General features: G+C 39.7%; 24 protein-coding genes and 1 pseudogene. 11 read left to right on the top strand and 14 right to left on the bottom strand.

The window, feature by feature from the left end:
* Together ACRZ9O_RS05800 and ACRZ9O_RS05805 are read left to right on the top strand one after the other, a co-directional pair.
* Window positions 1-1,338: a Gfo/Idh/MocA family protein gene (locus tag ACRZ9O_RS05800; protein WP_459457260.1), complete on the top strand. Its 1,338-nt coding sequence runs from the start codon at window positions 1-3 to the stop codon at window positions 1,336-1,338.
* 60 nt (window positions 1,339-1,398) lie between these two features.
* Complete coding sequence (locus ACRZ9O_RS05805; protein ID WP_459457262.1) at window positions 1,399-1,779, top strand: PH domain-containing protein; 381 nt, start codon at window positions 1,399-1,401, stop codon at window positions 1,777-1,779.
* A 17-nt stretch (window positions 1,780-1,796) separates the two neighbouring features.
* On the opposite strand, the gene ACRZ9O_RS05810 is transcribed toward ACRZ9O_RS05805, so the two are convergent.
* From ACRZ9O_RS05810 to ACRZ9O_RS05855, 10 genes and pseudogenes are all read right to left on the bottom strand, one after another.
* Window positions 1,797-2,105, bottom strand: a complete 309-nt coding sequence (locus tag ACRZ9O_RS05810; protein ID WP_459457264.1) for a type II toxin-antitoxin system RelE/ParE family toxin — start codon at window positions 2,103-2,105, stop codon at window positions 1,797-1,799.
* Entirely contained in the window at window positions 2,105-2,335 is a 231-nt protein-coding gene (locus tag ACRZ9O_RS05815; RefSeq protein ID WP_459457266.1) for a hypothetical protein, read from the bottom strand. Before ACRZ9O_RS05815 ends, ACRZ9O_RS05810 begins: the two co-directional genes overlap by 1 nt.
* 163 nt (window positions 2,336-2,498) lie before the next feature.
* Window positions 2,499-3,713: a glycoside hydrolase family 71/99 protein gene (locus tag ACRZ9O_RS05820; RefSeq protein WP_459457268.1), complete on the bottom strand. Its 1,215-nt coding sequence runs from the start codon at window positions 3,711-3,713 to the stop codon at window positions 2,499-2,501.
* Between the two features lie 200 nt (window positions 3,714-3,913).
* Window positions 3,914-5,194: a serine hydrolase domain-containing protein gene (locus tag ACRZ9O_RS05825; RefSeq protein ID WP_459457270.1), complete on the bottom strand. Its 1,281-nt coding sequence runs from the start codon at window positions 5,192-5,194 to the stop codon at window positions 3,914-3,916.
* Between the two features lie 7 nt (window positions 5,195-5,201).
* On the bottom strand, window positions 5,202-6,404 hold the full coding sequence (locus tag ACRZ9O_RS05830) for a serine hydrolase domain-containing protein (protein WP_459457272.1): 1,203 nt from the start codon (window positions 6,402-6,404) through the stop codon (window positions 5,202-5,204).
* A gap of 21 nt (window positions 6,405-6,425) precedes the next feature.
* A complete protein-coding gene (locus ACRZ9O_RS05835) occupies window positions 6,426-8,519 on the bottom strand; it encodes a PQQ-dependent dehydrogenase, methanol/ethanol family (protein ID WP_459457274.1) in 2,094 nt (697 codons plus the stop codon).
* Window positions 8,520-8,614: 95 nt separating this feature from the next.
* On the bottom strand, window positions 8,615-9,829 hold the full coding sequence (locus ACRZ9O_RS05840) for a serine hydrolase domain-containing protein (protein ID WP_459457275.1): 1,215 nt from the start codon (window positions 9,827-9,829) through the stop codon (window positions 8,615-8,617).
* Window positions 9,830-9,834: 5 nt separating this feature from the next.
* The gene (locus ACRZ9O_RS05845) at window positions 9,835-10,278 is read right to left on the bottom strand and encodes a hypothetical protein (protein ID WP_459458029.1); all 444 of its coding nucleotides are present in this window, start codon (window positions 10,276-10,278) and stop codon (window positions 9,835-9,837) included.
* Window positions 10,279-10,294: 16 nt separating this feature from the next.
* Window positions 10,295-10,504: pseudogene (locus ACRZ9O_RS05850) on the bottom strand (4a-hydroxytetrahydrobiopterin dehydratase); the annotation flags it as partial.
* A 10-nt stretch (window positions 10,505-10,514) separates the two neighbouring features.
* Window positions 10,515-10,658: a hypothetical protein gene (locus ACRZ9O_RS05855; RefSeq protein WP_459457276.1), complete on the bottom strand. Its 144-nt coding sequence runs from the start codon at window positions 10,656-10,658 to the stop codon at window positions 10,515-10,517.
* 237 nt (window positions 10,659-10,895) lie between these two features.
* Between ACRZ9O_RS05855 and ACRZ9O_RS05860 the strand changes: the two genes are divergently transcribed.
* Window positions 10,896-12,038, top strand: coding sequence for a dipeptidase (locus tag ACRZ9O_RS05860; RefSeq protein ID WP_459457278.1), 1,143 nt, complete (start codon window positions 10,896-10,898; stop codon window positions 12,036-12,038).
* Window positions 12,039-12,040: 2 nt separating this feature from the next.
* Here ACRZ9O_RS05860 and ACRZ9O_RS05865 read toward each other — a convergent pair whose 3' ends face one another.
* From ACRZ9O_RS05865 to ACRZ9O_RS05875, 3 genes are all read right to left on the bottom strand, one after another.
* A complete protein-coding gene (locus tag ACRZ9O_RS05865) occupies window positions 12,041-12,775 on the bottom strand; it encodes a hypothetical protein (RefSeq protein ID WP_459457280.1) in 735 nt (244 codons plus the stop codon).
* A 2-nt stretch (window positions 12,776-12,777) separates the two neighbouring features.
* Window positions 12,778-13,431, bottom strand: coding sequence for a glycosyltransferase family 2 protein (locus ACRZ9O_RS05870; protein ID WP_459457282.1), 654 nt, complete (start codon window positions 13,429-13,431; stop codon window positions 12,778-12,780).
* 82 nt (window positions 13,432-13,513) lie between these two features.
* Entirely contained in the window at window positions 13,514-14,680 is a 1,167-nt protein-coding gene (locus ACRZ9O_RS05875; protein WP_459457284.1) for a helix-turn-helix domain-containing protein, read from the bottom strand.
* 127 nt (window positions 14,681-14,807) lie between these two features.
* Here ACRZ9O_RS05875 and ACRZ9O_RS05880 point away from each other — a divergent pair, with 127 nt between their 5' ends.
* The 5 genes from ACRZ9O_RS05880 to ACRZ9O_RS05900 all read left to right on the top strand — a co-directional run bounded on the left by ACRZ9O_RS05880 (window position 14,808) and on the right by ACRZ9O_RS05900 (window position 21,164).
* Window positions 14,808-15,533, top strand: coding sequence for a hypothetical protein (locus ACRZ9O_RS05880; RefSeq protein ID WP_459457286.1), 726 nt, complete (start codon window positions 14,808-14,810; stop codon window positions 15,531-15,533).
* Between the two features lie 121 nt (window positions 15,534-15,654).
* The gene (locus tag ACRZ9O_RS05885) at window positions 15,655-16,659 is read left to right on the top strand and encodes a proline iminopeptidase-family hydrolase (RefSeq protein WP_459457288.1); all 1,005 of its coding nucleotides are present in this window, start codon (window positions 15,655-15,657) and stop codon (window positions 16,657-16,659) included.
* 152 nt (window positions 16,660-16,811) lie between these two features.
* Complete coding sequence (locus ACRZ9O_RS05890; protein WP_459457290.1) at window positions 16,812-17,837, top strand: glycoside hydrolase family 130 protein; 1,026 nt, start codon at window positions 16,812-16,814, stop codon at window positions 17,835-17,837.
* A gap of 4 nt (window positions 17,838-17,841) precedes the next feature.
* On the top strand, window positions 17,842-20,091 hold the full coding sequence (locus tag ACRZ9O_RS05895) for a glycosyltransferase (protein WP_459457292.1): 2,250 nt from the start codon (window positions 17,842-17,844) through the stop codon (window positions 20,089-20,091).
* A 53-nt stretch (window positions 20,092-20,144) separates the two neighbouring features.
* Window positions 20,145-21,164, top strand: coding sequence for an endo-1,4-beta-xylanase (locus ACRZ9O_RS05900; protein WP_459457294.1), 1,020 nt, complete (start codon window positions 20,145-20,147; stop codon window positions 21,162-21,164).
* On the opposite strand, the gene ACRZ9O_RS05905 is transcribed toward ACRZ9O_RS05900, so the two are convergent.
* Window positions 21,136-21,978: a sugar phosphate isomerase/epimerase family protein gene (locus ACRZ9O_RS05905; RefSeq protein ID WP_459457296.1), complete on the bottom strand. Its 843-nt coding sequence runs from the start codon at window positions 21,976-21,978 to the stop codon at window positions 21,136-21,138. The two genes, ACRZ9O_RS05900 and ACRZ9O_RS05905, sit on opposite strands and share 29 nt — an antisense overlap.
* 63 nt (window positions 21,979-22,041) lie before the next feature.
* Between ACRZ9O_RS05905 and ACRZ9O_RS05910 the strand changes: the two genes are divergently transcribed.
* The 3 genes from ACRZ9O_RS05910 (at window position 22,042) to ACRZ9O_RS05920 (ending at window position 24,239) form a co-directional block, all read left to right on the top strand.
* Window positions 22,042-22,233: a hypothetical protein gene (locus ACRZ9O_RS05910; protein ID WP_459457298.1), complete on the top strand. Its 192-nt coding sequence runs from the start codon at window positions 22,042-22,044 to the stop codon at window positions 22,231-22,233.
* Window positions 22,234-22,296: 63 nt separating this feature from the next.
* Window positions 22,297-23,400 carry a lycopene cyclase family protein gene (locus ACRZ9O_RS05915; protein ID WP_459457300.1) on the top strand — a complete coding sequence of 368 codons (1,104 nt, stop codon included), beginning with the start codon at window positions 22,297-22,299 and terminating at the stop codon, window positions 23,398-23,400.
* Entirely contained in the window at window positions 23,397-24,239 is an 843-nt protein-coding gene (locus tag ACRZ9O_RS05920) for a Brp/Blh family beta-carotene 15,15'-dioxygenase (RefSeq protein WP_459457302.1), read from the top strand. Before ACRZ9O_RS05915 ends, ACRZ9O_RS05920 begins: the two co-directional genes overlap by 4 nt.
* The last annotated feature ends 88 nt before the right edge of the window (window positions 24,240-24,327 follow it).

The following is a 24,327-nucleotide window of genomic DNA, read 5'->3' on the forward strand; positions in this document are numbered from 1 at the left end:
ATGAAAAATACGAGACGAGATTTTGTGAAGCAAACCGGATTAACGGCAAGCGGATTGATTTTAGCTCCTTGGGCAGCAAGTGCATTTGCAGGCCAAAGTTTAGTCAACGACACCATCAAAGTGGCTTTGATCGGCTGTGGTGGCCGCGGAACAGGTGCCATTTCACAAGCTTTGAGCACAAAAGAAAATATAGAATTAGTGGCCATGGCGGATGTATTCCGTGATCGTTTGGACGATTGCTATATGAACTTGATGAAATCAAGAGACAAAGACACTTCCGCTAAAGCGGTACCCATCAGCAAAAAGGTAAATGTGTCAGAGGAAAGAAAGTTCACCGGATTTGACGGCTATAAAAAGGCCATGGAATTAGCCGATGTAGTAATTCTAACAACTCCTCCAGGTTTCCGCCCCATGCACTTCGAAGAAGCGGTTGCACAAGGCAAGCAGATTTTCATGGAAAAACCAGTAGCTACTGACCCAGCCGGTATCCAACGCGTGTTAAACGCAGCTAAAATCGCCAAACAAAAGAAGTTAAATGTCGTGGTAGGTTTACAACGTCATTACCAAAATTCTTACAGAGCGCTCATGAAGCGCATTCAAGATGGACAGATCGGCGATGTGGTTTCTGCCTCTTGCTGGTGGAATAATGACGGGGTTTGGGTAAAACCACGCAAAGAGGGCCAAACCGAGATGGATTATCAATTACGAAATTGGTACTATTTTAACTGGATCTGTGGGGATCACATCACAGAACAACATATTCATAACATTGATGTCATCAATTGGGTGAAAAACGGGTACCCAGTGCGTGCACGCGGAACAGGTGGTCGCGAGGTGCGGAAGGGCAAAGATTTTGGCGAAATTTTCGATCACCACATCGTCGAATTTGAATATGCAGACGGAACGATCTTAAACAGCCAATGTAGACACATTCCAGGTACCTGGGCGAAAGTAGATGAGCTCGTTATAGGAACAAAAGGGAAAGTACATTTTGATGAGGCTAAGATCTTTGATTCCAAAGGAAATGTGCAATACGCATTTGATAAAAAGACAAAGGAAAACAATCCCTACCAAACCGAACACGACGAATTGTGGGCGACGGTAGCCGCTGGAGAATACAAATATGCAGATGCGGAAAATGGCGCTTACTCGACCATGACATCCATTTTAGGCCGAATGGCCACCTATTCTGGGCAAGTAATTGAATGGGATAAAGCAATCAATTCAGGCATCAATATCGCCCCATCGCGGTTCGCCTGGGATGCGGATATGCCTTCAAAACCAGACGCAAATGGATTGTACGCAGCGGCAATACCTGGAAAAACAACCTACTTTTAATTAAATTCAAAAGCCACCTCGATGGAGGTGGCTTTTTTATCACTCACTAATCAAACAATCATGGGACTATTTTCAGCTCTTTTAGGTAACGCAGGTACAGTTAGCAAGGAGGATTTAATCAAAGATTTTGGCAAACTTCTCATCGAAGGCGAAGACATCGAACTAGGCTTCAAACTCATCAGAGACACCTTTATCTTTACTTCCAAGCGCCTAATTCTAGTAGATAAACAAGGCTTAACTGGATCCAAGACGGAATACAAATCCATTAATTACAAAAGTATCTCGCGCTTCAGCATCGAAACAGCTGGAACATTTGACCTTGATGCAGAATTAAAGATTTGGATCTCCGGTGAAGCACAACCCAGCATCATCAAGCAATTTAATAAATCAGTAAATGTATATGACGTGCAGAATGTGCTGGCGTTTCACGTGTTGAAATAAAGAGGATTGGGTTTGGGTTAATAATTAAGAGGCTCCTTGCTCGTATGTCTTATCCTTAAAATTCTGATAAGTTTTTCTTCCTCCATAATTTGATAAGTCAATCTATAACTAAAAACAACAAAGGCATGGAAATTCGAATTTGGGTGACTTTTTAGTTTATCTGCTTCTGCTAATCTTGGATTAGATTTCAGCAACTCCACCCGATCGAGCATTTTGAGTTTAACTATTCTTGAAGCATTTAAACTTTGATTATGCAGATAGGTAAGGATTGTTTTAAATTCTTCTAATGCCTTTCCTTCCCAAATAACCGTGTATTTAGGATTCATTACAATTTGGATAATTCATCCAAAGCATCCTTATGCGAAATAAAATCACCTGCATCCATTCTTGCTACGGCTGCATCAATTTCTTTGTTGTATTGAGTTTTATCAATTCGATCAGATGAACTAACCTCTTCAATTAAACTTTTGATAACCTCTAAAACTAATGATTGTTGACCTTTAGGCAACAAAGGCAGATAATTATCTACTTGCTTTTTAATCGCTGAGGTTGTCATAGGTCAAATGCTTATTTTAACAAACATACAAAAAAACACGAGAGAATATGGATTTAAGCTAATCAAGAAATTGATAACTTCTTCAACTTTTACAAAAAAATGCAGCTTCAAAAAGCCAAGGTGTTAATCAAGCTCTTCGAAGAAGAACTGGAGTACTAAAATCTTATTTATAATACTGATTAATCAATTTCTCTGCCTCAGCCACCTTATAGGTATTTAATAGATTAAAGATCTCTTTTGCCTTAGCATCCGAAACAGTCGATTTATATTTCGTCCTCAGCATGTAATACTTATAAACCAGCTCTAATTCTTTAGTCGTGTATTGCACACCGGTGAAGAGTTGAAGTTCATTTAAAAAGGAAAAGCCTAATTCAACCGTGGGCTCCATCATAGTCCCCTCTCCAAAATCATTGAAAGTTTGAATTTGGACCACATTCGAATTCAAACTTTTCACTACACTAAGTCTCTCTCTTAAAGTGGATGCGCTCACATCTATCTCCCAATTCAGGTGACTATTTGTCCACCCACCTTGGATATAATAATCTTTAAATCCAGGATAGGCACCACTAATTTTTGGCCCTTGAAAACTGTTATTCCAACTTTTTTGGCCTGCTGCATCTGAAGAATTCACCCAGAAAAATTCTCCGGGAGTAGGATTGATTGCAGATAAGTTAGAGCTTATATTTTGTAAAAAATAAGACCTGGGTGTTACCCCTGATGTCTTAAATATCGCGTTCCATTCAGTGGCCGTATAATTATTGCCAAAAACCATGAATGCATTTTCCCCATTTATCTTCAAATAATTTTTTTGGTTAAAATAATTATCCCGCAGAAAATTCATGTCATCAATAGCGGCCAATGACTTACTTTGGCCTGTTACATTCTCTACATTCGTATTGATATAGGGTTCATATACGACACCGAATTCCAGGCCAATTTCTGCCGTCCTTTTGACCAACTGATCCGTATTTTCAAAGTTGATTTTGTAATCATATAGATCATGGGTACCATACCAATCGATGACAACGGCATCCACGCCCGCATACTTCATCAATAATAAATGGTATTCGATCACTTCGGAATCGCCTGAATGATAGGCCCCTATCATCGGGTAATAAAAAGACGCAATTTGCCTTTTCCCTGGAAAGCCATCCACAAAGACATTAGGATCTTTATTTGCCATGGTCCAATGCAAGCCCCACTTCCCATTAGCACTACTTGTATTGGTTTCAAACCAGGGCATGTAATGCATTAATACCTTCGTTGAATTCGATTTACGGCCAGTGGAATAAGCGGCAGAATCCACTGAATTAGATGGTGTTATAACGGCGGGCGCTAGTTGTTCTTTCGAGCAAGAAGCAAAAATCAATAGCGCCAAGCAGGAAAATGAAATTTGTTTGATAAAGTGTAGAATTTAAAACGTTGATTCCCTACTAGCTATCCACCATCAAACACTTACATGACTTTTCTTACTTGTAGGTTCCCCAAACATACATAAAAAACTTCCTTTAAATAAAAGAAATACGGTAGAAATAAAAAGCCCCTATTTCTAGTGCAACCTTAGGGGCATCAATCATATTAATTAATCAAACTCTTCATCATCCAGTTGCTAAAATTCTTTTTGAAATCAATTTGAAAAGTCATTGGCGTTTGATACATGACCATAGCAACGATCTCGTGTTTTAAATCAATAAAAAAGGTAGGCCCCGTGGATCCACCCCAAGAAATGGTTCCAGCTGGTCTAGGATCTTCACCTACTTCTCTGCGCTTAATTCCATAGCCAAAAGTGAAACCATGATTCTTCAAATCATCTTTTATGGTTAGTACCGCATCTATATTCAACGGTAATTGATCCGTCTTCATCAGGGCAATGGTAGCCGGTTTTGCTATGCGAACTCCATTATATTCTCCATCTTGAATAACCATTTGACAAAATTTAAAATAATCCATTGCCGTTGAAGTCAATCCACCTCCGCCCGAATAAAAAGTCTTAGGTCCACTTATTCGAGCACTTTTTTCTGAACCAGGATCAATGATCGACATGTTCCCTTTGCCATCCGGCTGATAATAGGTGGTAAATCGTGGCGCATCCTTTGGCTCTAAATAGAAATGTGTATCCTTCATTTCCATCGGATCCAAGATACGTTTCTGAACAAAATCTTGGAAAGGCATTCCGCTTATGACTTCAATTAAACGTCCAGCAATTAACAAACCTGAGCCATAAATCCACCCTTCACCGGGTTCATGCGTCAATGGTAATCTCGCTAACTTCTTGACAAAAATTTCAATAGTACTTTTCTCTATATTTTTTGAAATAGCTTCATAGGCTTCTGGCATATTACCTCCATACGCACTTGGTTGGCCAGTAGTATGTGTTAATGCGTGGCGAATCAACATCGGCTTTGTAGCTTCTCTTGTCTTATAAATCAACATACCATTGACACTATCTTTGGAAATCATAATTTGCTGGGACGCAAATTCAGGCAAATACTTACTAATGGGTTCATCGGGATTACACTTACCTTCTTCCACTAATAGCAACAAAGCCAAAGTTGCAATGGGTTTAGTCATAGAGGCTATTCGAAAAATAGCATCCTTTTTCATGGGAATATTGGCTTCGATCTGAGACTGGCCTTTGGCTTCAAAATGCACGATTTTCCCTTTTCTAGCAACCAAAGTAACTGCTCCAGCGATTTCTTTCTTTTGAATGGATTTTTCGACCTCACTTTCAAATGCATCAAATACTTTCTGATCGAATCCTAATGCCTTTACTTCTGCAGGAGAAGCTATTTTAGGGATTTGAGCAGTTGCTAAGTGGATGCAAAATAGTACTGCGAGGATAGATGAAATAACTTTCATAGTAGGTTTATTTAAGATTATAAATAGCTCCTTCCGCATTATAAAACAGCTCTTCCGTAAACGAATTGCCAAGCGGGAACGAATTACTGAAAAACAGAACCGCCTCACCTTTTTTACGATCTATGCTATAAAAAGTATTTCCAACACCACACCAATAGGCCGTTCCTGCATTCTGGATATTCTTTCTTCCTATTTGGTCAATCGCCCAAGCAACACTATATTTATTAGCCCCTAAAAAGGTAGTTTTGGGATTTATTAAAAAGGAATAATTAGGAGAAGGATCCGTTACGGTGGTAAATAAATCTCCTATGTTATTGGTAAACATCAAATCAACCGTTGATTTTTTAATGATCTGGTGGTTATTTAACGTTCCATCATTTAGAATACATCTAATAAATTGAGCGTAATCCTTAAAGGTACTAAATAGACCCCCGCCGCCACTAAAGGTCTTTAGATGTAAATCCTTATACTGAGAAACGGTGTCAGCTACAAAGTGATCGCCAGCTAATTGACCAAAGGTGGAAATCTCACTCACCAAATCATTCGGTACATTAAAGAACGTTCTGCTCATCCCTAGAGGTTGTAAGATATGATCCCGGAAATAGGTTTCCAGGTCCTTGCCAGATACTTTCTCCACAATCTTTCCTACCCAATCCGTACTTGTTCCATATTGCCAGCTTGATCCTGATTCGAATAACCTTGGCAAATCCGAATACGTATAATTTGCCGGCATATTCTTTGCGAATTTATCTAATCCATCACTAAAGAATGGATAACCAAATCCAGCCGTATGAGTTAATAAATGTCTTAAGGTGATTGATTTTGTTGCCTTCACTAATTTCCCATCCTTCGTTAGAATTGGAATCGAAGCCATTTCTGGCATTAATTTGTCCAAAGGCTCATCTAATTGCAATTTACCTTGTTCCACTAATTGCAAAGCAGCTACCGAAGTGATAGCCTTCGTCATGGAATAAATTCGGAAGATATGGTTTTCGTTGATAGGCGTTTTTCCCGACCAAATTTTGTTACCGTGATTATATTGATAAAATACCCCTTTTTTATTAACGCCTCCTGCAACGTAGGTGGGCAAAGGATTATTTTTGGATATACTTGTTAACAAATTATCAATCTCATTTTTCCTTTTAAACTGCGCATTTAGGGATGAATTGACGAATAGAACGAGGGCAATTGCGGTAGATAAAATTTTCATATAGTAATTTCTTTAGAATGTTTATTTTTTCTCTCTGTTTTTCTTCGCGGTAGCTAGAATATAGCCTTTGATGTTCGATATGTCGTCGTTATTTAATCTTCCTCCGAACTTCGGCATTCCTTTTGGCAAGAAAATACCATCTCCTACAATTTGTTGGAATGCCCCCATAATATCCGGATGAGAATAAGTTAAATTAGGAATATTTCCTCCGGGATTTCCTGCATTTAGGTTATGGCATGGTCCACAATATTTACCAAATAAACTTGCACCTTTCGCGACTTGCTCGTCTGAAATTTCGACAGGTAAGGTTAAATATTCCTTCTTTGGCTCCTTTTCATACACTGGCATCGCTACATTTTTACCGATAGCAAAGGTGTATACCGTCCCTGGATTTATCTGTTCCGTACTTCTACTAGATAATCCCATCACTCCTCCCCAGCCTACAGCGATAGTCACATATTGAACCCCATCCACTAAATACGTAATTGGAGGTGCAACAATCCCCGTGCCTAAATTTTTAGTCCAAAGTACTTTTCCCGTCCTGGCATCTAAAGCGTTAAAATCACCCTCTGCGTTTCCTTGAAAAACTAAATCTGATGTAGTAAGAACACCTGAATTCCATCCTGTTTTCTCCGCTTTATGCCAAACCTCTTTATTTAAAACGGGATCCCAGGCGATTAACTTTCCATATGATTTAGGGCCATTTGGGTCTTTATTTGTGGGATTAGCTGGATTACTCTTATTTCCAGTACTCCAATGGTCTTTGTCATAGACAAAATCTATTTGGTTTCCGAAATTCCAAGATTGTTCTCTAGCCGGGATGTAAACTAAATTAGTTTTAGGGTTAAAGGCCATCGCCTGCCAATTATGTCCACCAAATGGACTCGGATAAATCTGTTCATTACTCTTTACATAGCGTGCATTTGGATTTTCCACTGGACGACCCGTTTTTATATCCACTTTAGAAGCCCAGTTCACATAAACATATGGCTCTGCTGATAATAACTCCCCTGTATTTCGATCTAAGACATAGAAGAAACCGTTTTTAGGTGCCTGCATCAACACTTCGCGCTTTTTGCCTTTGATTTCTAATTGGGTCAAAATGATTTGTTGTACCGCTGTAAAATCCCATGAATCACCTGGTGTGGTTTGGTAATGCCATTTTAACTTTCCTGTCTCTGCATGAATTGCTAAAATAGACGAAAGGTATAAGTTATCTCCGCCACCTGGGCTTCTAATTTCTCTATTCCAAGGGGATCCATTTCCCGTACCTACATAAATGAGTTTTAGTTTAGGATCGTATGCAAAGGCATCCCAAGCAGTTCCGCCACCACCGTATTTCCACCATTCTCCATTCCAGGTTTTAGCGGCTTCCTTCATCTCCGGATGCTCAAATCCATTCGCCGGATTCCCAGGAACAGTAAAGAATCGCCAAATCTTCTTTCCTGTCATTGCATCGTATGCCGTCACATATCCTCTCACACCGTATTCCGCGCCACTATTTCCAATAATTACCTTGCCATCCATGACGCGAGGCGCACCTGTAATCGTATAGGAGCGGTCATGTGAAACAGATAATACTTCCCATTTCTTCTTACCAGTGGCGGCATTGATCGAAACTAGACGTCCATCTAATGTCCCCACAAATATATTCCCTTTGTACATCGCCAAACCACGATTTACCACATCGCAACACGCTTTTTCGCCAAAGCCTTTAGGTACTTGCGGGTCATAGGTCCATAATATCTTTCCTTTTCGTACATCAATCGCATACACCACGCTCCACGGCCCACTCAAAAACATGATACCGTCCACCACTAACGGTGTTCCTTCAATACCCCGTTTTGTGCCTAAATTTAAGCTCCATGCTAAGCCTAATTGGCTGACATTATCTTTTGTAATTTGTCCCAAAGGGCTAAAGCGCTCTTCTCCATAATTTCGGCCATACGTTAACCAATCACCAGAATTGTCATCAATAGTCGCTAATTGTAGATCTTGAACGGCACCCACGACTTTTGCAATGTGCAACGTACTGCCAGGAAGAGATTTTGTGATAAATGCGATGCTGCAAATAAAAAGAACAGCCGCTGTGAACAGCAGAACAAGTTTTTTCATAGTATTAAGGTTAAAGAACAGGTTATTGGTTTCTTTTGTATACCAATAATACTAAATTAATTTTGACAATAAAAAATATGCCTATTAAAATTAGATTACCTCTTTTGTGGCAATGCACTCAACAATCTTTGGAGAAAACCATCCATCGATTTATCATCAATCCACCTCACTACTGCCACTAAATCATTCTCCTGATCCACATAAATCGCATTCGTTCCATTTCCAATATGTGCATAAGAAGTGGCAGGAGCAGAGGGATACATCTTGCGATCCGTGTTTAAAAAGTAATTCATGAAGCCATAACCCGTATTTGCAGTAGTAGGTATGGTCGCTTTTCGAATCCAATCTTCGGATAAAATTTGCTTCCCATTCCAATTGCCTTTGCGCAAAGTCAATAAACCTAATCTGCCCATATCATATGCATTAATAAACATTCCACCCCCAAAATGTCCTCCCCCACTCACCGATTGTATCATTTTCCCATCCACAACTATCCAGGCATTTTTATAACCTGTCCAGGCCCACGTATTCGAGGCTCCGATAGGGTTCATCACATTTTCGCGCAATACTTCCGGTAAGGGTTTACGCCAAACCAAGGTCGCCGCCAAGGCCAACGCATTTACACGCGTATCGTTGTACTTAAATACCGTTCCGGGTTCAAATCGCTTTCTGGTGGTCCATTCAGCTACTTTATCCGAAGGCCGATCCGCCCAATCGGGCTTACCCCACAATACCCCTTCCCAATCGCTCGTTTGTCTTAACAAATGATCCCAACTAATTTTTCGGTTGTGCTCCGTCTCAAATGGATAGATAAATGATTTTCTAGCGATTGGATTTTCAGTTAACTGAGCCTCCTCGTTCGCTACCTCAATAGGCGGCAAATAGCTAAACACTTTGTCATCTAAAGCACTAATTAATCCTTTATCATACGCGAGACCCACCACAGAGGAAACCATACTTTTCGTCACACTGTGTGCCATCTCTACCGATGAAGGATTTCCCCATTCCGCAATAATATATCCCTTGTAAATGATGATTCCTGCCGATGGACCACGATCAGCCATAGGCCCAATCGGGTCAGAAAACGGTTCTTTCCCAAATTGCATCGCTTGAGAAAGCCATAAATTCTTAGGCTGGGATGTTTCGTGTGCGATGGCAAAATTCACCGCCTCATTTACTTTATTGGTATCGATGTTAAAAAAAGCGGGCGACTTATGTTCCCAATTTTTAGCTGATGGATAATAGACTCCCTTCTGGGCCGAAGCATTCCACGCTGCAAACGCTACTAAAACAAAGAGGATTTTTTTCATAGGGACTACTTCTGCATGTTGTATAAGAGCGTCTGAATTTTAAATTCATTGCCCGTTTTTACGAGTAAAAAAACATCCACTCCTTTGTGTGAGAATTTCCCATTCAGGTAAAATTCATAGGGAACCCAGGCGGTTGCAATTTCATGATCTATCAAGATAGGCCCCCAAGAAAGCACGCGCTCATCCATTTCACCAGGTTTTCTGGACGAAACACTTTGGACAAATTTCGATACAGGAAGATCTCTTACCGAATTCCCTTCCGGCTTAATCTGACTAATCTGCAATAAAGCAGTGCTCGTGAAACAAGATTTCAAGGCAACAGAATCCACGGCTTTCATCGCAGAAAAGGTTTTTAAAATGACGGCTTTGATTTGGTCTTCGTCTGCCGATTTTTGTTGAGCATTTAGTATATATGGACCCAATAATAAGAGTAGTAGTAATTTTTTCATCGCTTAAATAATTCGCTAATGCATGATCTTTTTCCGTCACTTGATTACCTGCATCGTGTGTTGTAATGGTTACCTGCACCCGATTGTAGGTGTTCGACCAAGTAGGGTGATGATCCGTCTTGCTGATAAAAGGGGTGGCGTCCTGCATGAATTGCATCGCATCTTCAAATGTTTTGAATTCGAAGGTTTTCTCGAGGGATTGATTCGTTGTTTTCCAGGTAGTCATCAAAATGGAATTAATTGGGGATGTCTTCCGGTTTAATGTGAACGATTTTATCGCCCTGCATCACCACTAATTCCGAATTCTTCGCTTTTTTGAAGGCGATGAGGTCCGCTTTTACGCGTTTCATGCCTATCTCCAACTTTTCTGAGGTAGACATATTTTTTTTCACTAGACTTGATTTAGCTGTTGCCATTTTTCTAAGTTGTAAATGATTACGAATTTTTCTCTTGTTTTCTCTGCCATTAACTCCGTAACTAAGTTGGAATTATCATATAGAAACCACTCATCTACCAATGGCAAATATATATGAAACAAATTAGTAATGCCTGATTTATAGCGCCTACTTTGTATATCCAGATAAAACTGATAATTTGAAACGCAATTAATTAAACCCATGAAATACCTTTTTCTCTTCCTTTCCTTTGCCACGTTCGCGCAAGACATCCATTTCAAATCTATTCTAGTCGATACCCACAACGATTGCTTGACGGCCTGCATAGAGAAGAATGTGTCATTAGATCAGGATTTAAGTGGGATAAATCACTCGGATTTAGCGCGATTTAAGAAGGGCGGGGTGGATTACCAGCTGTTTTCGGTTTGGTGTGATGGGCAGAAGGCGAATCCTTACGCATGGGCCATGCGCGAGATGGATAGTTTGTATGCGGTGGCAGCGAGAAATCCGGATAAAATGGTGATTGCCAAAACTTGGAAAGACATCAAGCGCGCCTTAAAAGAGCAAAAGTTAGTAGCACAATTCGGCGTCGAAGGCGGGCACATGATCGATGGTGATCTGCAGAAACTAGAGACATTCTACAACCGCGGGGTTCGCTACATGACCCTGACTTGGAATAATTCTCCTGGCTGGGCGAGCTCCCATGCGGATGAGAAAAATCCGGATTTTAAGGGGAAGAAGGGACTGACGGATTTTGGCAAAACGGTCGTGCAAAAAATGAACCAACTGGGCATGATTGTGGATGTTTCGCATGTGGGTGAGGCGACGTTTTGGGATGTCATCAGTACGACGAAAAAACCTATCATTGCTTCTCACAGCAACGCTTACAGCATTTGTCCCGTTTCTAGAAATCTGAAAGACGATCAAATTATCGCCATCGGAAAGAATGGAGGAGTCATCCATTTGAACTTCTTTTCTGGATTTGTGGATATTGATTTTTCCAAAAAAGATGCGGCCTTTCGTAAAATTCATGCCGCTGAAATCGATTCCTTAATCAAATCGGGCATGCAAACGGAATATGCTTTCACCGTCGTTTCGGATAAATACCCACAAGAGAGTGGAGCCATCAAACCAGACCTAGAACAATTGATGAAGCATTTTGACCACATCGTAAAACTCATTGGGGTAGATCACGTGGGATTAGGCTCTGATTTTGATGGCATTAATTCGGCTCCAAAGCAGCTGAAAACAGTACTTGATTATCCTCTTTTTACTCAGGCTCTAATCGCGCGAGGCTATTCGAACAAGGATATCAAAAAGGTATTAGGGGGTAATTTTTTACGCGTATATAAGGCAAATAACTAGTTTTATTTATGCCTGAACCAGCAATCGGTTCGGTCGTTTTCGTAGAATTTGAAAACGGTATTTACGGGAGAACCGTGGAATAAATTGTCATTAAAGCGTGTTCGAGCTAGGTAATTAAAGGCACCCATGTCACCTGTGTAAGCAGACTTATTCGCGTGATTATAGGTTGAGTGCAAGGCACACAATTGCTGCAGAAAATCAAAAAAGATCGGAAACGAACCACCAAAGACACCGCAATTTAAAAGCACCTCAGACGCAAACCGTTCCTCATAGGCACTATAATCGGAAATTTGCCCGCGAAGGTGTTCCGCATGCGCCAGCATCCAGTCATTATGTAAGGTTTTAGGCTCATCACCGCAGAAAAGAGCAGCTGGGTTAGCAGTAAATAAGGGATGAACGAAGGGGTTTTGAGCCAAAGTCACATCTGATACATCTGTCACAAAAACACCCTGAACATCCGTAATCGTAGCAAGATAATCGCGGTACACAAAATAGCGGTAGACATTCGGATTATACTGGGGATTATAGCAAATGCGTTCGAAAGAAATATACTCATTCTCATAACGCGCACAGTTCTGGTCAGAAAAACTATTGTGAAAAATGACGCCTTTCAGTTTCGCTGCGGCCACTGATTCCGCCCATTCCCTTACGAGTTCATAGGAATCATCTGCTAGCGTCATGTTCCGATTCACATCATACACCCCCGTTATGTGGCACGCTAATACAAGATGCTGCATGTTTAATTAGCGGTCAAAAGGAGTTCTTGCTTCAATAAGGCGCAGGTACTGTTCGGATTATTGCGGTAATAGATGTAGGATCTTTGGAATACCTTCTTCGTTTTAAACTCAATCTCAGCGCGCTCAAAAAAAGCTGAATCCGCCGCAAAACCACCTTTAAAGTCAATGCTTTTAAATACTTTTTGATGGCCAAATAAGGTCCCAAAAAGCACCGCATCATCCAAGTGAATGGGCTTACTTAAATCATTTTTATCAGGAACATAATAATCTTCCACCGTGTCCACCACCGTTTCTGCGGTAGAACAAATCAAATCCACGTTTTCAATCTCCTGTAAACAAGTGCTTAAATGGTAGGGCTTGTACTCATCATCACTATCTAAGATGGTGATAAAATCCCCTACACTGATTAATACTCCCCGATTGATGGATTCCGCCTGACCGCGGTTACTATGGCGAATATAGATGATTTTTTCTTCGTGAGCCTCCACATATTCTAGCAAGGCTTTGCGGTCATTCCCCTTACTCCCATCGTCGATGATGATCAACTCAAAATCCTGAAAATCTTGCTGTAAAACAGAATCAATGGCTCTTTTGGTTAATTGAAAGTCCGTATTGTAAACGGCCATCAACACCGATATTTTAACATTCTTAGGCATGACCTACTTATAAGTTTCGCCAAAATAGGCCTTATCGGAGGCAAATGTAGTCAATTATAAAATAGCAAATTGTTATGTTCTATTAAATATCAGTTTGATCATTTGACATTTCCTTTAGATAAAAACTAGGATTCACTCCTACATATTTTTTAAAGGCAGCATAGAATGTCGATCGATTAGCGAAACCACTTTGGTACATATACGTTTCTAATGTATACTGATCAAAGGAATCACGTTGTAATAGAAAATTGTGTATGCGAAGTCGATTAATGTATTCTGTGAAAGAAATACCATAGTATTTTTTAATCAGCTTCGATAATTTAGTGGCCTGTATATCCATCGATTTAGCCATGGCAGCTAAGTCAAAATCGGACTCTAAATAATCCTTGTCCTTTTTCAGCTGAACATCAAATTTTATTGCATCCTTATCCGACTGCATTTCTGACAGAAGCTCAGGTTTAATTTCATCGATAGAAGGTGTCCCCTTTTTTTTAGGCACAATGCAGCCATCCATATTTTCCTGCACATTAGGCGTGGTAATAAAATAGGTGAAAAGTGAAATCCCAATCACACATTTGATGAATTGAGACGGAGGATCGAAGGAATTATTGAAAAACAAATTAAGGTACTGGTAGAATTGAAGTAAAAAATAAATCGTAACTGCTCCACTCAATAAATTCAGCCAATTCATCGATTGCCTATTGATATAGGCATATTGTGCCCCCATTTTTTGTTTTGTTTTCCAAATTAAAAACAAGCAAATCAATCCGTAAACGATACCAAAAACGATGGAAACTGGTTGTACAAATCCGGCTGGAATCCAGCCCATGGGAGTGGATATGAAGTACTTATTTTGGGCATAATATTGGTCTAAAATGGCAGTCTTTTCCGCCACAGATAAAAACAAATCTGGCGCAACTCCAATGGTCAGCAATATAGGAAATAGAAAATGCAGGTATAATTTAGCCTTGGTTTTCGATCCCGGCAGCAGCATGCTTCGCACATACCAATAAAGCACCACAGGTAAAAAAATCCGAATAATATTAGGCGTCCTAAGGATAAAAAGCATTTGGTAAATATGCTTTGAGGTTAATGCATAAATGTAAAATTCCAAAAACACCAATGAAAAAATAATCCATCCCAATAAATATACCTGAGGAATTCGCGGAAAGCGGACAATCAAATAACTGATGAATAAAAGGCCTATTCCACTTGTCAAAAAGGATAAATAAGGCACAAACTCAAACATAATTTTCTGGTTAACTTCTGAATTATAGACAAAAATTACCTAAAAATGGACAAAATACAAGTTAAATAATCTCCCAGAATCAAGTAAAAGGTGAAAATTTGGGCTTCACCTTAAACATGATTAAGCCATGAAAAAACTAATTCTAATTTCCTCCTTTTGTTTGTTAACAGCGGCAGTCTTTGCTCAAGCCTCTACTGCTAACTTTCAGTATTACAAAGTAAAAACTGGCCAGCGAGCTGCATTTAATGAGGCATTAAAAAACCATGTAGCTAAATTCAGAAAAGCAGGCACACCTCTATCGTGGATTGTTTTCAATCTAACTGGAGGAAGCCACCATAATGAAGTACTTGCTATTTATAACCGTGGACTTTCTTGGGAACAACGCGACGCTTTAAGCGCTACCACAGCTAACTCTGAAGCTGCAAGCGATTTCTACCTAAAGGTTTCCCCCTTTTTAGAGGGAGTAACTGGTGGCGAAATCATCACTTACAGAGCTGAATACAGCAATAGCCCCATGAAAGAGGTAACGGATAAAGTGCGTTCAAATTTTCTTACCATACGATATGCGCCAGCCCAAGAGTTTTGGGATGTTATAAAGCGCTTACCGAAGGTTTGGGATAAAGTAGGTATGAAAATCGCTACTTACACTACATCTGGACAAAACCGCTTAGTTTTCTCACGCCGCTTCCCTAATGGCTGGAAAGAATTAGATGAAATGTCTACACTAAAAACTGCTTACGACGAAGTTTATGGCAAAGGCGCCTACGAGAAGGATATGGCTATCATGCGCACCTATGTGGTAGAAAATGAAACTACCTATATGACGTTACAACCTGATTTATCTTCTAAGTAATTCTGTTTACTTCATTTTTAAAAAGGCCCTTAATGGGTCTTTTTGGGTCCCTTTTCCGATTTAGGAACAACAAAAATTTTCATATACTTCTTAGAAATAGTATGTTTAAGAAAAAAAAACGATGAACAAACTCTTACTCATTGCCTTATCGATTTTTACCCTTTCTTCCTGCACGAAAAGCGGAGAAACGGTGTCTAACTACTTCACCTATCCTGACAGCTTAGAAGCTGGTGGGGTTAAAATGATTCCTATTCAAACCTCTGCCGGTACTTTTAAGGTGTGGACGAAGCGTTTTGGAAATAACCCTAAGATCAAAATCCTCTTATTACATGGTGGTCCAGCGATGACGCATGAATACATGGAATGTTTTGAGACTTTTTTCCAAAGAGAGGGCTTCGAATTCTACGAATACGACCAGCTAGGCTCCTATTACAGTGATCAACCGACAGACTCAACCCTTTGGAAAACAGAGCGTTTTGTGGAAGAGGTAGAGCAAGTACGCAAGGCGATAGGAGCAGATTCCACTAATTTTTACGTTGTCGGAAATTCATGGGGCGGCATTTTAGGCATGGAATATGCGCTGAAATACCAAAAGCATATCAAAGGTCTTGTGGTATCTAATATGGTAGCAAGTGCCCCTGAATATGGGAAGTATGCGGAGGAGGTTTTAGCGAAACAAATGGATCCAACAGTTTTAGCAGAGGTTAGAGCTATCGAGGCAAAAAAGGATTTCAATAATCCGCGCTACATGGAACTATTAATCCCTAATTTCTACCAAAAACATATTTGCCGTTTAAAAGAATGGCCAGATGCCTTGAATCGCACCTTTAAGCACGGAAATAGTGCCGTTTATGTTCGAATGCAAGGGCCGAGTGAGTTCGGGATTAGCGGACTTTTGGAAAAATGGGATATCAAAAACCGTCTGAAAGAAATCTACGTACCTACCCTCATGGTAGGTGCAAAATACGATACGATGGATCCTAAGGCCATGGAGGAACAAAGTAAATTAGTCCAAAACGGCTCCTATTTATATTGTCCTAACGGCAGCCACTTAGCGATGTGGGATGACCAAAAAATCTACATGAACGGCGTCATTTCGTTCATCAAGAAGGTAAATGGGAAATAATTCAATCCATTTAACAAGGAAAGGCCACTTCTCACGAGGTGGCCTTTTTTTATGACTTTCAGCAGGAATGGCTAAAATCATAGTCCGTCCTGTTTAATTGGTCTACCTTACTCGCAAAAGGTTTTTTCTATAAAGCAATCCTATTTGAAAAAATGAACACTATTAAAAAAGAAGGAGTCTTACTAGAAAAAACAACACTTGGTTTTGAAAACCTGGGCGTAATGAATCCAGCGGTCATTAAGTCCGGCGGCAAAATTCACCTTTTTTATCGTGCCGTAAGACAAGGTAATAATTCAACCATAGGATATGCTCAACTATCAGATCCTACTTCAGTGGAATACCGAATGGATGTCCCCATTTTATTTCCGCAATTCGACTATGAATCTCAAGGATTAGAAGATCCCAGAATTTGCCAAATTGATGGCACCTTCTACCTTAGCTATACCGCCTATGATGGTATTTCGGCATTAGGGGCACTAGCCATCTCTACTGATTTAGTTAGCTTCAAAAAACTAGGCATCATAGTTCCCGTCATTAGCTTCGAAGCGTTTCGGATTTTAGCGGAATCTCGAAAAAAAATAAACGAAAAATATGTCCGCTATAATAATCCATTTACTCAATCAAGGCCGGCAAATGAGAAAGCCATTCTTTGGGACAAAAATGTCGTTTTCTTCCCTCGGAAGATCAATGAGAAATTTCATTTCCTTCACCGCGTAAAACCTGACATACAACTAGTTATCGTTAATGAACTGGCTGAATTGACGGTGGAGTTTTGGCAAAATTATTTTCTCCATCTTAATGACTGGATTATGATGACGGCCAAATATCCACACGAGGCTAGTTATATAGGCGGCGGTTGCCCACCCATTGAAACGGCAGAGGGATGGCTTTTAATTTACCATGGGGTTCATGATACGATTCATGGCTACATATATTCAGCTTGTGCGGCCTTATTTGATCTAGATAATCCCCTCATTGAAATAGGTCGACTAAAAATCCCCTTATTTTCCCCCGAAGAAGAGTACGAAAAAACAGGGTTTGTCAACAATGTTTGTTTCCCGACAGGAGCAATTGTGCAAAATGACACCCTCTATATCTATTACGGTGCAGCAGATGAACGTATTGCCTGCGCATCACTCAGCTTAAGTTCATTATTAACCGACTTAAAAACAACCTAATCACATGACAGCCTTACCAGAAATCCTTTTCATTTCCACCTCTTCGCCTCGTGAATGCGGCATAGCAACCTACACTCATGACTTAATTCAAGCCATCATCACTACCTACCAAGATAGTTTTGAAATTCGAATTTGTGCGGTGGAAAATTCAGACCAAAAACACGACTACCCTACTGATCCTCGCTGTCTTTTAGTCGCCGATGATGCTAATTCTTATATAGCTTTATCACAAGAACTTAATGCAGATAAAAATATCAAACTAGTGGTGCTTCAGCACGAATTTGGCCTATTTGAATCACACAAAAACCATCTAGAAGCATTATTGAATTCCATTGACCAACCAATTATAATTGCGTTCCATACGGTTTTACCTAGACCCAATGAGGATCATAAAAATTTAGTTAAAAACTATGCTAAACAAGCCACTTCACTAGTTGTGATGACTCATTCATCGGCAGAAATTTTGCAGAGAGACTATGAAATTCCTGCTGAAAAAATTACCGTTATTCCTCATGGAACGCATCTATTAGAACATACAAACAAAGAGGAGTTGAAGCGGGAATTTCAGTTAGAAGGTAAGACCGTATTATCCACCTTTGGCTTTATTGGATCCAGTAAAAGCATCGAGACTACTTTGCAGGCTTTGCCAGCGATCATACAAAAAATTCCCTCTACTATTTTTCTTATAATAGGTAAGACCCATCCTAACACAGTAGCAAGAGACGGGGAAAGTTATCGACATTATTTAGAAGAAATGATTCTACAACTTGGCCTTCAGGAACAGGTGAGATGGATTAATTATTTCCTACCTACCCCAGAATTACTTGAATACTTAACCCTAACTGACATCTATCTTTTTACCTCGAATGACCCTAATCAAGCAGTAAGTGGCACTTTTTCCTATGCTATCAGCAGTGGATGTCCAGTTATTTCAACTCGTATTCCACATGTGGAAGAGGTATTAACGGCTGATATGGGGGTAATGATTGACTTTGATCAACCTCAACAATTAGCAAAAGCAGCTATTCAATTACTGGAAAATAAACCCTTGCGAACCCAAATGCGCATCAATTCGCTACAAAGTATGGCGCATTCCGCTTGGGAAAATTCAGCTATTCTTCATGTTAATTTATTCCAAAAAATAGGAGGTCCTATTTTTGAATTTAAGTTTAGAAATCCATCCATTAACCTGATGCAGATGGAACGATTAACCACTGCTTTCGGGATGCTTCAATTCTCTCATATCAATGAACCAGATCCATTATCGGGTTATACTATCGATGATAATGCCAGGGCGCTGATAGCCATGTGCGAGCAATATACTGCATCCGAAAGTTCAAATGACCTGGCCTTGGTTCGCATTTACCTAGACTTTATTCAATTCTGCCAGCAACCCAGCGGTACCTTCCTAAATTATGTTTCTTATGAAAGACAGTTTACAACCCAAAACGAAGAGGTAAATCTGGAAGATTCCATAGGTCGCACCCTTTGGGCTTTAGGATTTGTGCTTTCTAAAAAAGATACCTTACCTAAATCTATTGTTTCTCAAGCAGACATGATTTTTACAAAGGCTATTTTATGCATTGAGGATATACATTCTACTCGAGCAATGGCCTTCCTAATTAAAGGACTTTACTATGCTAATAAGCCAGAAAATCTTCCTTTAATTGATTTATTTGCCGAACGTTTAGCGGCAATGTACGCCCATGAAGCAGCCGAAAATTGGGAATGGTTCGAATATTCGTTGACCTATGCTAATAGTTTATTACCAGAGGCAATGTTATTAGCCGGACTTGCGAGCGGCGAAAGACGCTATCAACAAATGGCACTTCAAACCTTTGAATTCTTATTAAAGCACATCTTCGACTCCCAAGGTATTCATGTGATTTCTAATGAATACTGGAGTGAAAACGATAAAAAACCATATCAAGCTCACACGAAAGCCCTTTCTCAGGTTGGTGGCGAGCAGGCCATCGATGTTAGTTATACTATTTTAGCTTTGCATGCTTTTTATCAAGTGTATTTAGATGAAAATTACCGCGAAAAAATGCAGTTAGCCTTCGATTGGTTCTTAGGGCGAAATCATTTACACCAAATTATGTACAATCCCTGCACAGGAGGTTGCTATGATGGATTAGAACGGGAAAATGTGAACTTAAATCAAGGGGCAGAATCGACCATTAGCTATTTATTAGCTCGACAAACGATGGAAAAAATCAAGCAAAATTCATTGAAAATTATGGTGAATCATTAAGGATAGAATTTCTCGAACATTTTTTCTACTTTGGAGCATCAAACCTGCTTAATATGAAACTAATCGTCTTACTCTTAGGCCTTTCTACTATAGCAAACGCCCAAAACTTATTAAAAGACGCAATCGCCTTTCGCCTAGGCGCTTCTGTGAATCCTCGATTACTTTCTGAAAACGAAGCCTATAGAGGCATCGCTAGCAATGAATTTACAAGCTTAACCGCCGAAAATCACATGAAAATGATGCTGGCCCATCCGGCAGCCGACCGTTTTGACTTCTCGAAAGGGGATGAAATTGTGGCATTTGCTTCGGCGACTGGCAAGCGTATCCATGGGCACACCTTGGTTTGGCATAATCAGGTCCCTCAGTGGATGAAGGATTTCAAAGGCGATCAAAAAGCCTGGGAGGATCTACTAAAGCATCACATTCAAACGGTCGTTTCCCATTACAAAGGCAAGGTTTCCGGATGGGATGTGGTGAACGAGTCCTTCTTAGACGACGGCAGTTTGCGTTCTTCTCTTTGGGCGGATCATATTCCCGATTATATTGCCAAAAGCTTCCTTTGGGCTCACGAGGCAGATCCCAATGCCACGCTTTTTTACAATGATTACGGACAAGATGGCCATCCTAAAAAGATGCAGGCCATTCTTAACCTTGTGGCGGATCTAAAAAGCCGTCAAATTCCCATTCACGGAATCGGTTTGCAAATGCACATTAATGTAGATTCGAAGCGAAAAGAAATCGAGGAAGTAATTACTAAATCAGCTCAAACAGGATTAGCCGTTCATTTTTCAGAGGTAGACGTAGCGGTCAATCCGAAGAATAATCCTGAATTCGTGTACGATGAGAAAGCCTCAGCCGCTCAAATGGAACTATTCAAATTACTTTTCAAATCCTTCCAAAGCATCCCGATAAAGCAACAATACGGCATCACTTTTTGGAACATTTCAGATAAGGATTCCTGGTTACGCGGTTATTTCAAGAGACCGAAAGAATACCCTCTTTTGTTTGATGAGAATTATGCCAAAAAACCAGCCTATACCGAACTTACAAAGTCTTTAAATAAGCTAAACTAAGTGGCACCTGCGCTCGAGCATTTGAATTTTCATCTTCCAGATAATAATACTTTACCGAGCTCTTTTTAGCCTGCTTCAAGATTTTTTTAACATCGATTTGACCCGAACCTAAAGGCACATCGTTTTCTGGTGAAGTCTTCACATCCAATCCCACAGCTAATCCCTTTTTCAAATCCTTTACGTGCATCAACCTAAATCGATTCGGATATTTCTTCAGATAAGCCACGGGATCTTGACCAAATTGATGCACCCAAAGGATATCAAGTTCGAAGGAAACATAAGCGGGATTGGTATTTTGGATCAAATAGTCATACAAGGTTCCGTTTTCATATGGCGTAAAATCGTAACCATGGTTGTGGTAACTGAATTCAATACCACTCTCCTTTAGTTGTTGACCCACTCGATTAAAGTCTTTCACGGCGGCATCTGCCTGCTGAACAGTAAATTCACCTTTGTGTGGAATCATTCCCACCCGCACAAATTCCGCACCTAGCGTCTTTGCATCTCGAATTACCGCATCTGTTTTATTTGTCAAAGCATCATAATAAACACCATAGCTTGTACAAACCATCCCTCTCGCATCTAATAAAGCCCTCATTTCAGAGGCTGTTTTACCGAACAAATTCGAAAACTCGATGTTAGAAATGCCCATCTGCTTGATATAATCCAACGTCCCCGGGACATCCTTGCTAAAATCATTTCTAAACGTAAATGAAACGACGCCTGGCATATCTTTCAATGCTTTGCTAAATCGTTGTTGCCCAAAAATGGCCTGCGAAAGCAGCAGCAAGCATAGTAAACTACATTTTTTCATATTTTAGATAGGTTTATACCATTAAATCTAGTAAAATACACCGAATTAAATGCATTCACCAAAATGAAAAATAAATCAAAATGGATCCTTCAGGCATCCTTCGGCCTGATTCTGACAGGAAGTGGACTTTCCATGGCTATCGACGCAGGAATCACAAAATTTCAAGGGGGTGACTGGTTCTATTACGGAACAGGTGCCCTGCTCATTTTCCAAGCGGGTCTTTGCCTAGTCATCGAAGCCGCTAAATACAGATAGGCTAAACAAATTTCAAAAATTCTAGTTTAATTTGTACAATTTTTTATTTCAATAATCATATTGATGCCTACACACATATACGATATTGCGATTATAGGTGCAGGGGCATCCGGATTACAGTTATTATATGAACTGACACAAGTTGATCCTGAACAAAAAATTTTACTGCTGGATTCAGGGGATCGTTCCACGAAAAGCTGGTGTTTTTGGGAGGATAAATCCTCGAGTTGCTTCCCCTTTTTAGTCGAAAAATCATGGCATTCCATGACCTACAGAACAAGTTCTGGAAAAACCTTACATTCGAAAATTACTCCTCTTCAATATAATTATATCTCCTCTGATCGGTTTTTTGACTATTTTTTTAATGAATTCATTCCAGCGAATCCGAACATTACATTAGTAAAAAGCTGGGTAAAAGAAATACAAGAAGGGGGCGATCTGCATTCCATTGTTTGTGAAGATGATTCCTCTTACTATGCTAAGCGAGTGGCTGATTCTAGACCTCAGAAATCGGAAGATCCCGCACTCATCTACCAGCATTTTAGTGGAAAATTCATTGAGTTTGAAGAGCCTATTTTAGACGAATATTCTATGACCTTAATGGATTTCAGCCTACCCGTTTCTACTCCAGAAATGGCTGTATTCCATTATATATTGCCCTTTAGCAAAACAAAAGCACTAATTGAAACCACGGTATTTACACAATTACCTTATGACAAAGAGGCCTATGAATCTATTTGGCAAAACTATGTAACTAACCACTATGGCTCCCAGAAATACAAAATTATATCCATTGAGGCTGGAACTATTCCGATGGGAGGCAAAACACAAATAAAAAATGGGCGAGTTTTCACGATAGGCGCAGCTGGAGGAAACATGAAAGCTTCTACTGGATATGCCTTTACCCGAATGCACCAAGATGCTATATATCGAGCCCAAAATCGTTCCATAAAAGTGCCCAAAAGGTTTCGTTTTTATGATAAAATGCTTTTAAAAATCATGCAAAACGAAATGAATAAAATTCCAGAAGTGATGGATAGGCTGTTTACAAGAGTTCAAACTCCTAAGATTCTTCGTTTTCTAGACGATAAAAGTTCGCTACTAAATGACATAGGTTTGCTTTCCCAATTAGACATCCCCCTTTTCATTAAACATCTGTTAAAATGAAAAACTACATTGGGGCCTTCGTCACTTTAATCTATCTAGCTGCCTACTTACTGTTAGGTCCTTGGTCAAGCTCCATTGATCTAATAATTTGTGGATCATTGCTCCTACTTATCGGAATCCCTCACGGGGCAGGCGACCATTTAATTGCTCAAAAAATTGCTTCCAGAGAAAATCTCACCTTTCATTTAAAGCATTTTATCGTTTATTACCTGGGTATCATGCTGGCCTATGCAGCCCTTTGGTTCATTACACCGGTGGTCGGATTTATCATTTTCATCGCTATCAGTGTATTTCATTTCGGAGATATGGAAGATGTACATCCGGTCGAGCCTACAAATACCTGGCTAAATCTCGTCAAAACGATTTGCCTCGGGTCCGGAATTTTGTCGTTCATTCTCGTTAGTCATTGGTCAGAAGTTTTAGAAATTACGACCTCGATGCAGGTAAATTTACCTAAGAATCTACCTCCTTTTTCTCTTCTTTTCAGTCTATTTTTTCTGAGTTTTGGGTTCCAAAAGAAAAATTTTCATCCCTTTTTGAATACTTTTTTTGCTTTAGTGATCGGTTTTTCCCTGCCACTAATACCGGCATTTATTTGCTATTTTTCTTGTTGCCATGCCATCACTAGTTTTGAAGGCATGAGAAATCACTTAAAAATGAAAATCTGGGAATTATATAAAAAACTTATCCCATTTTCCATAGGAGCCTTTTTGCTTGGAATTGTCTATATGAAATTGATTGCCAATAACTTACAGGTATATCCCATTTTTATCTTTCTTTCTTTATTGACCCTCCCGCATTTTTTACTTATGCACAAATTAATAAAACGGCCAATTTGAACATTTTGGACAATTTTTATTTTTTTTTAAATTTTTTTTACAATATTTGAAAACAATTGCCGACATCATAAGTTTAAACAGTATCACT

The sequence above is a fragment of the Aquirufa sp. HETE-40SA genome, assembly GCF_054558635.1.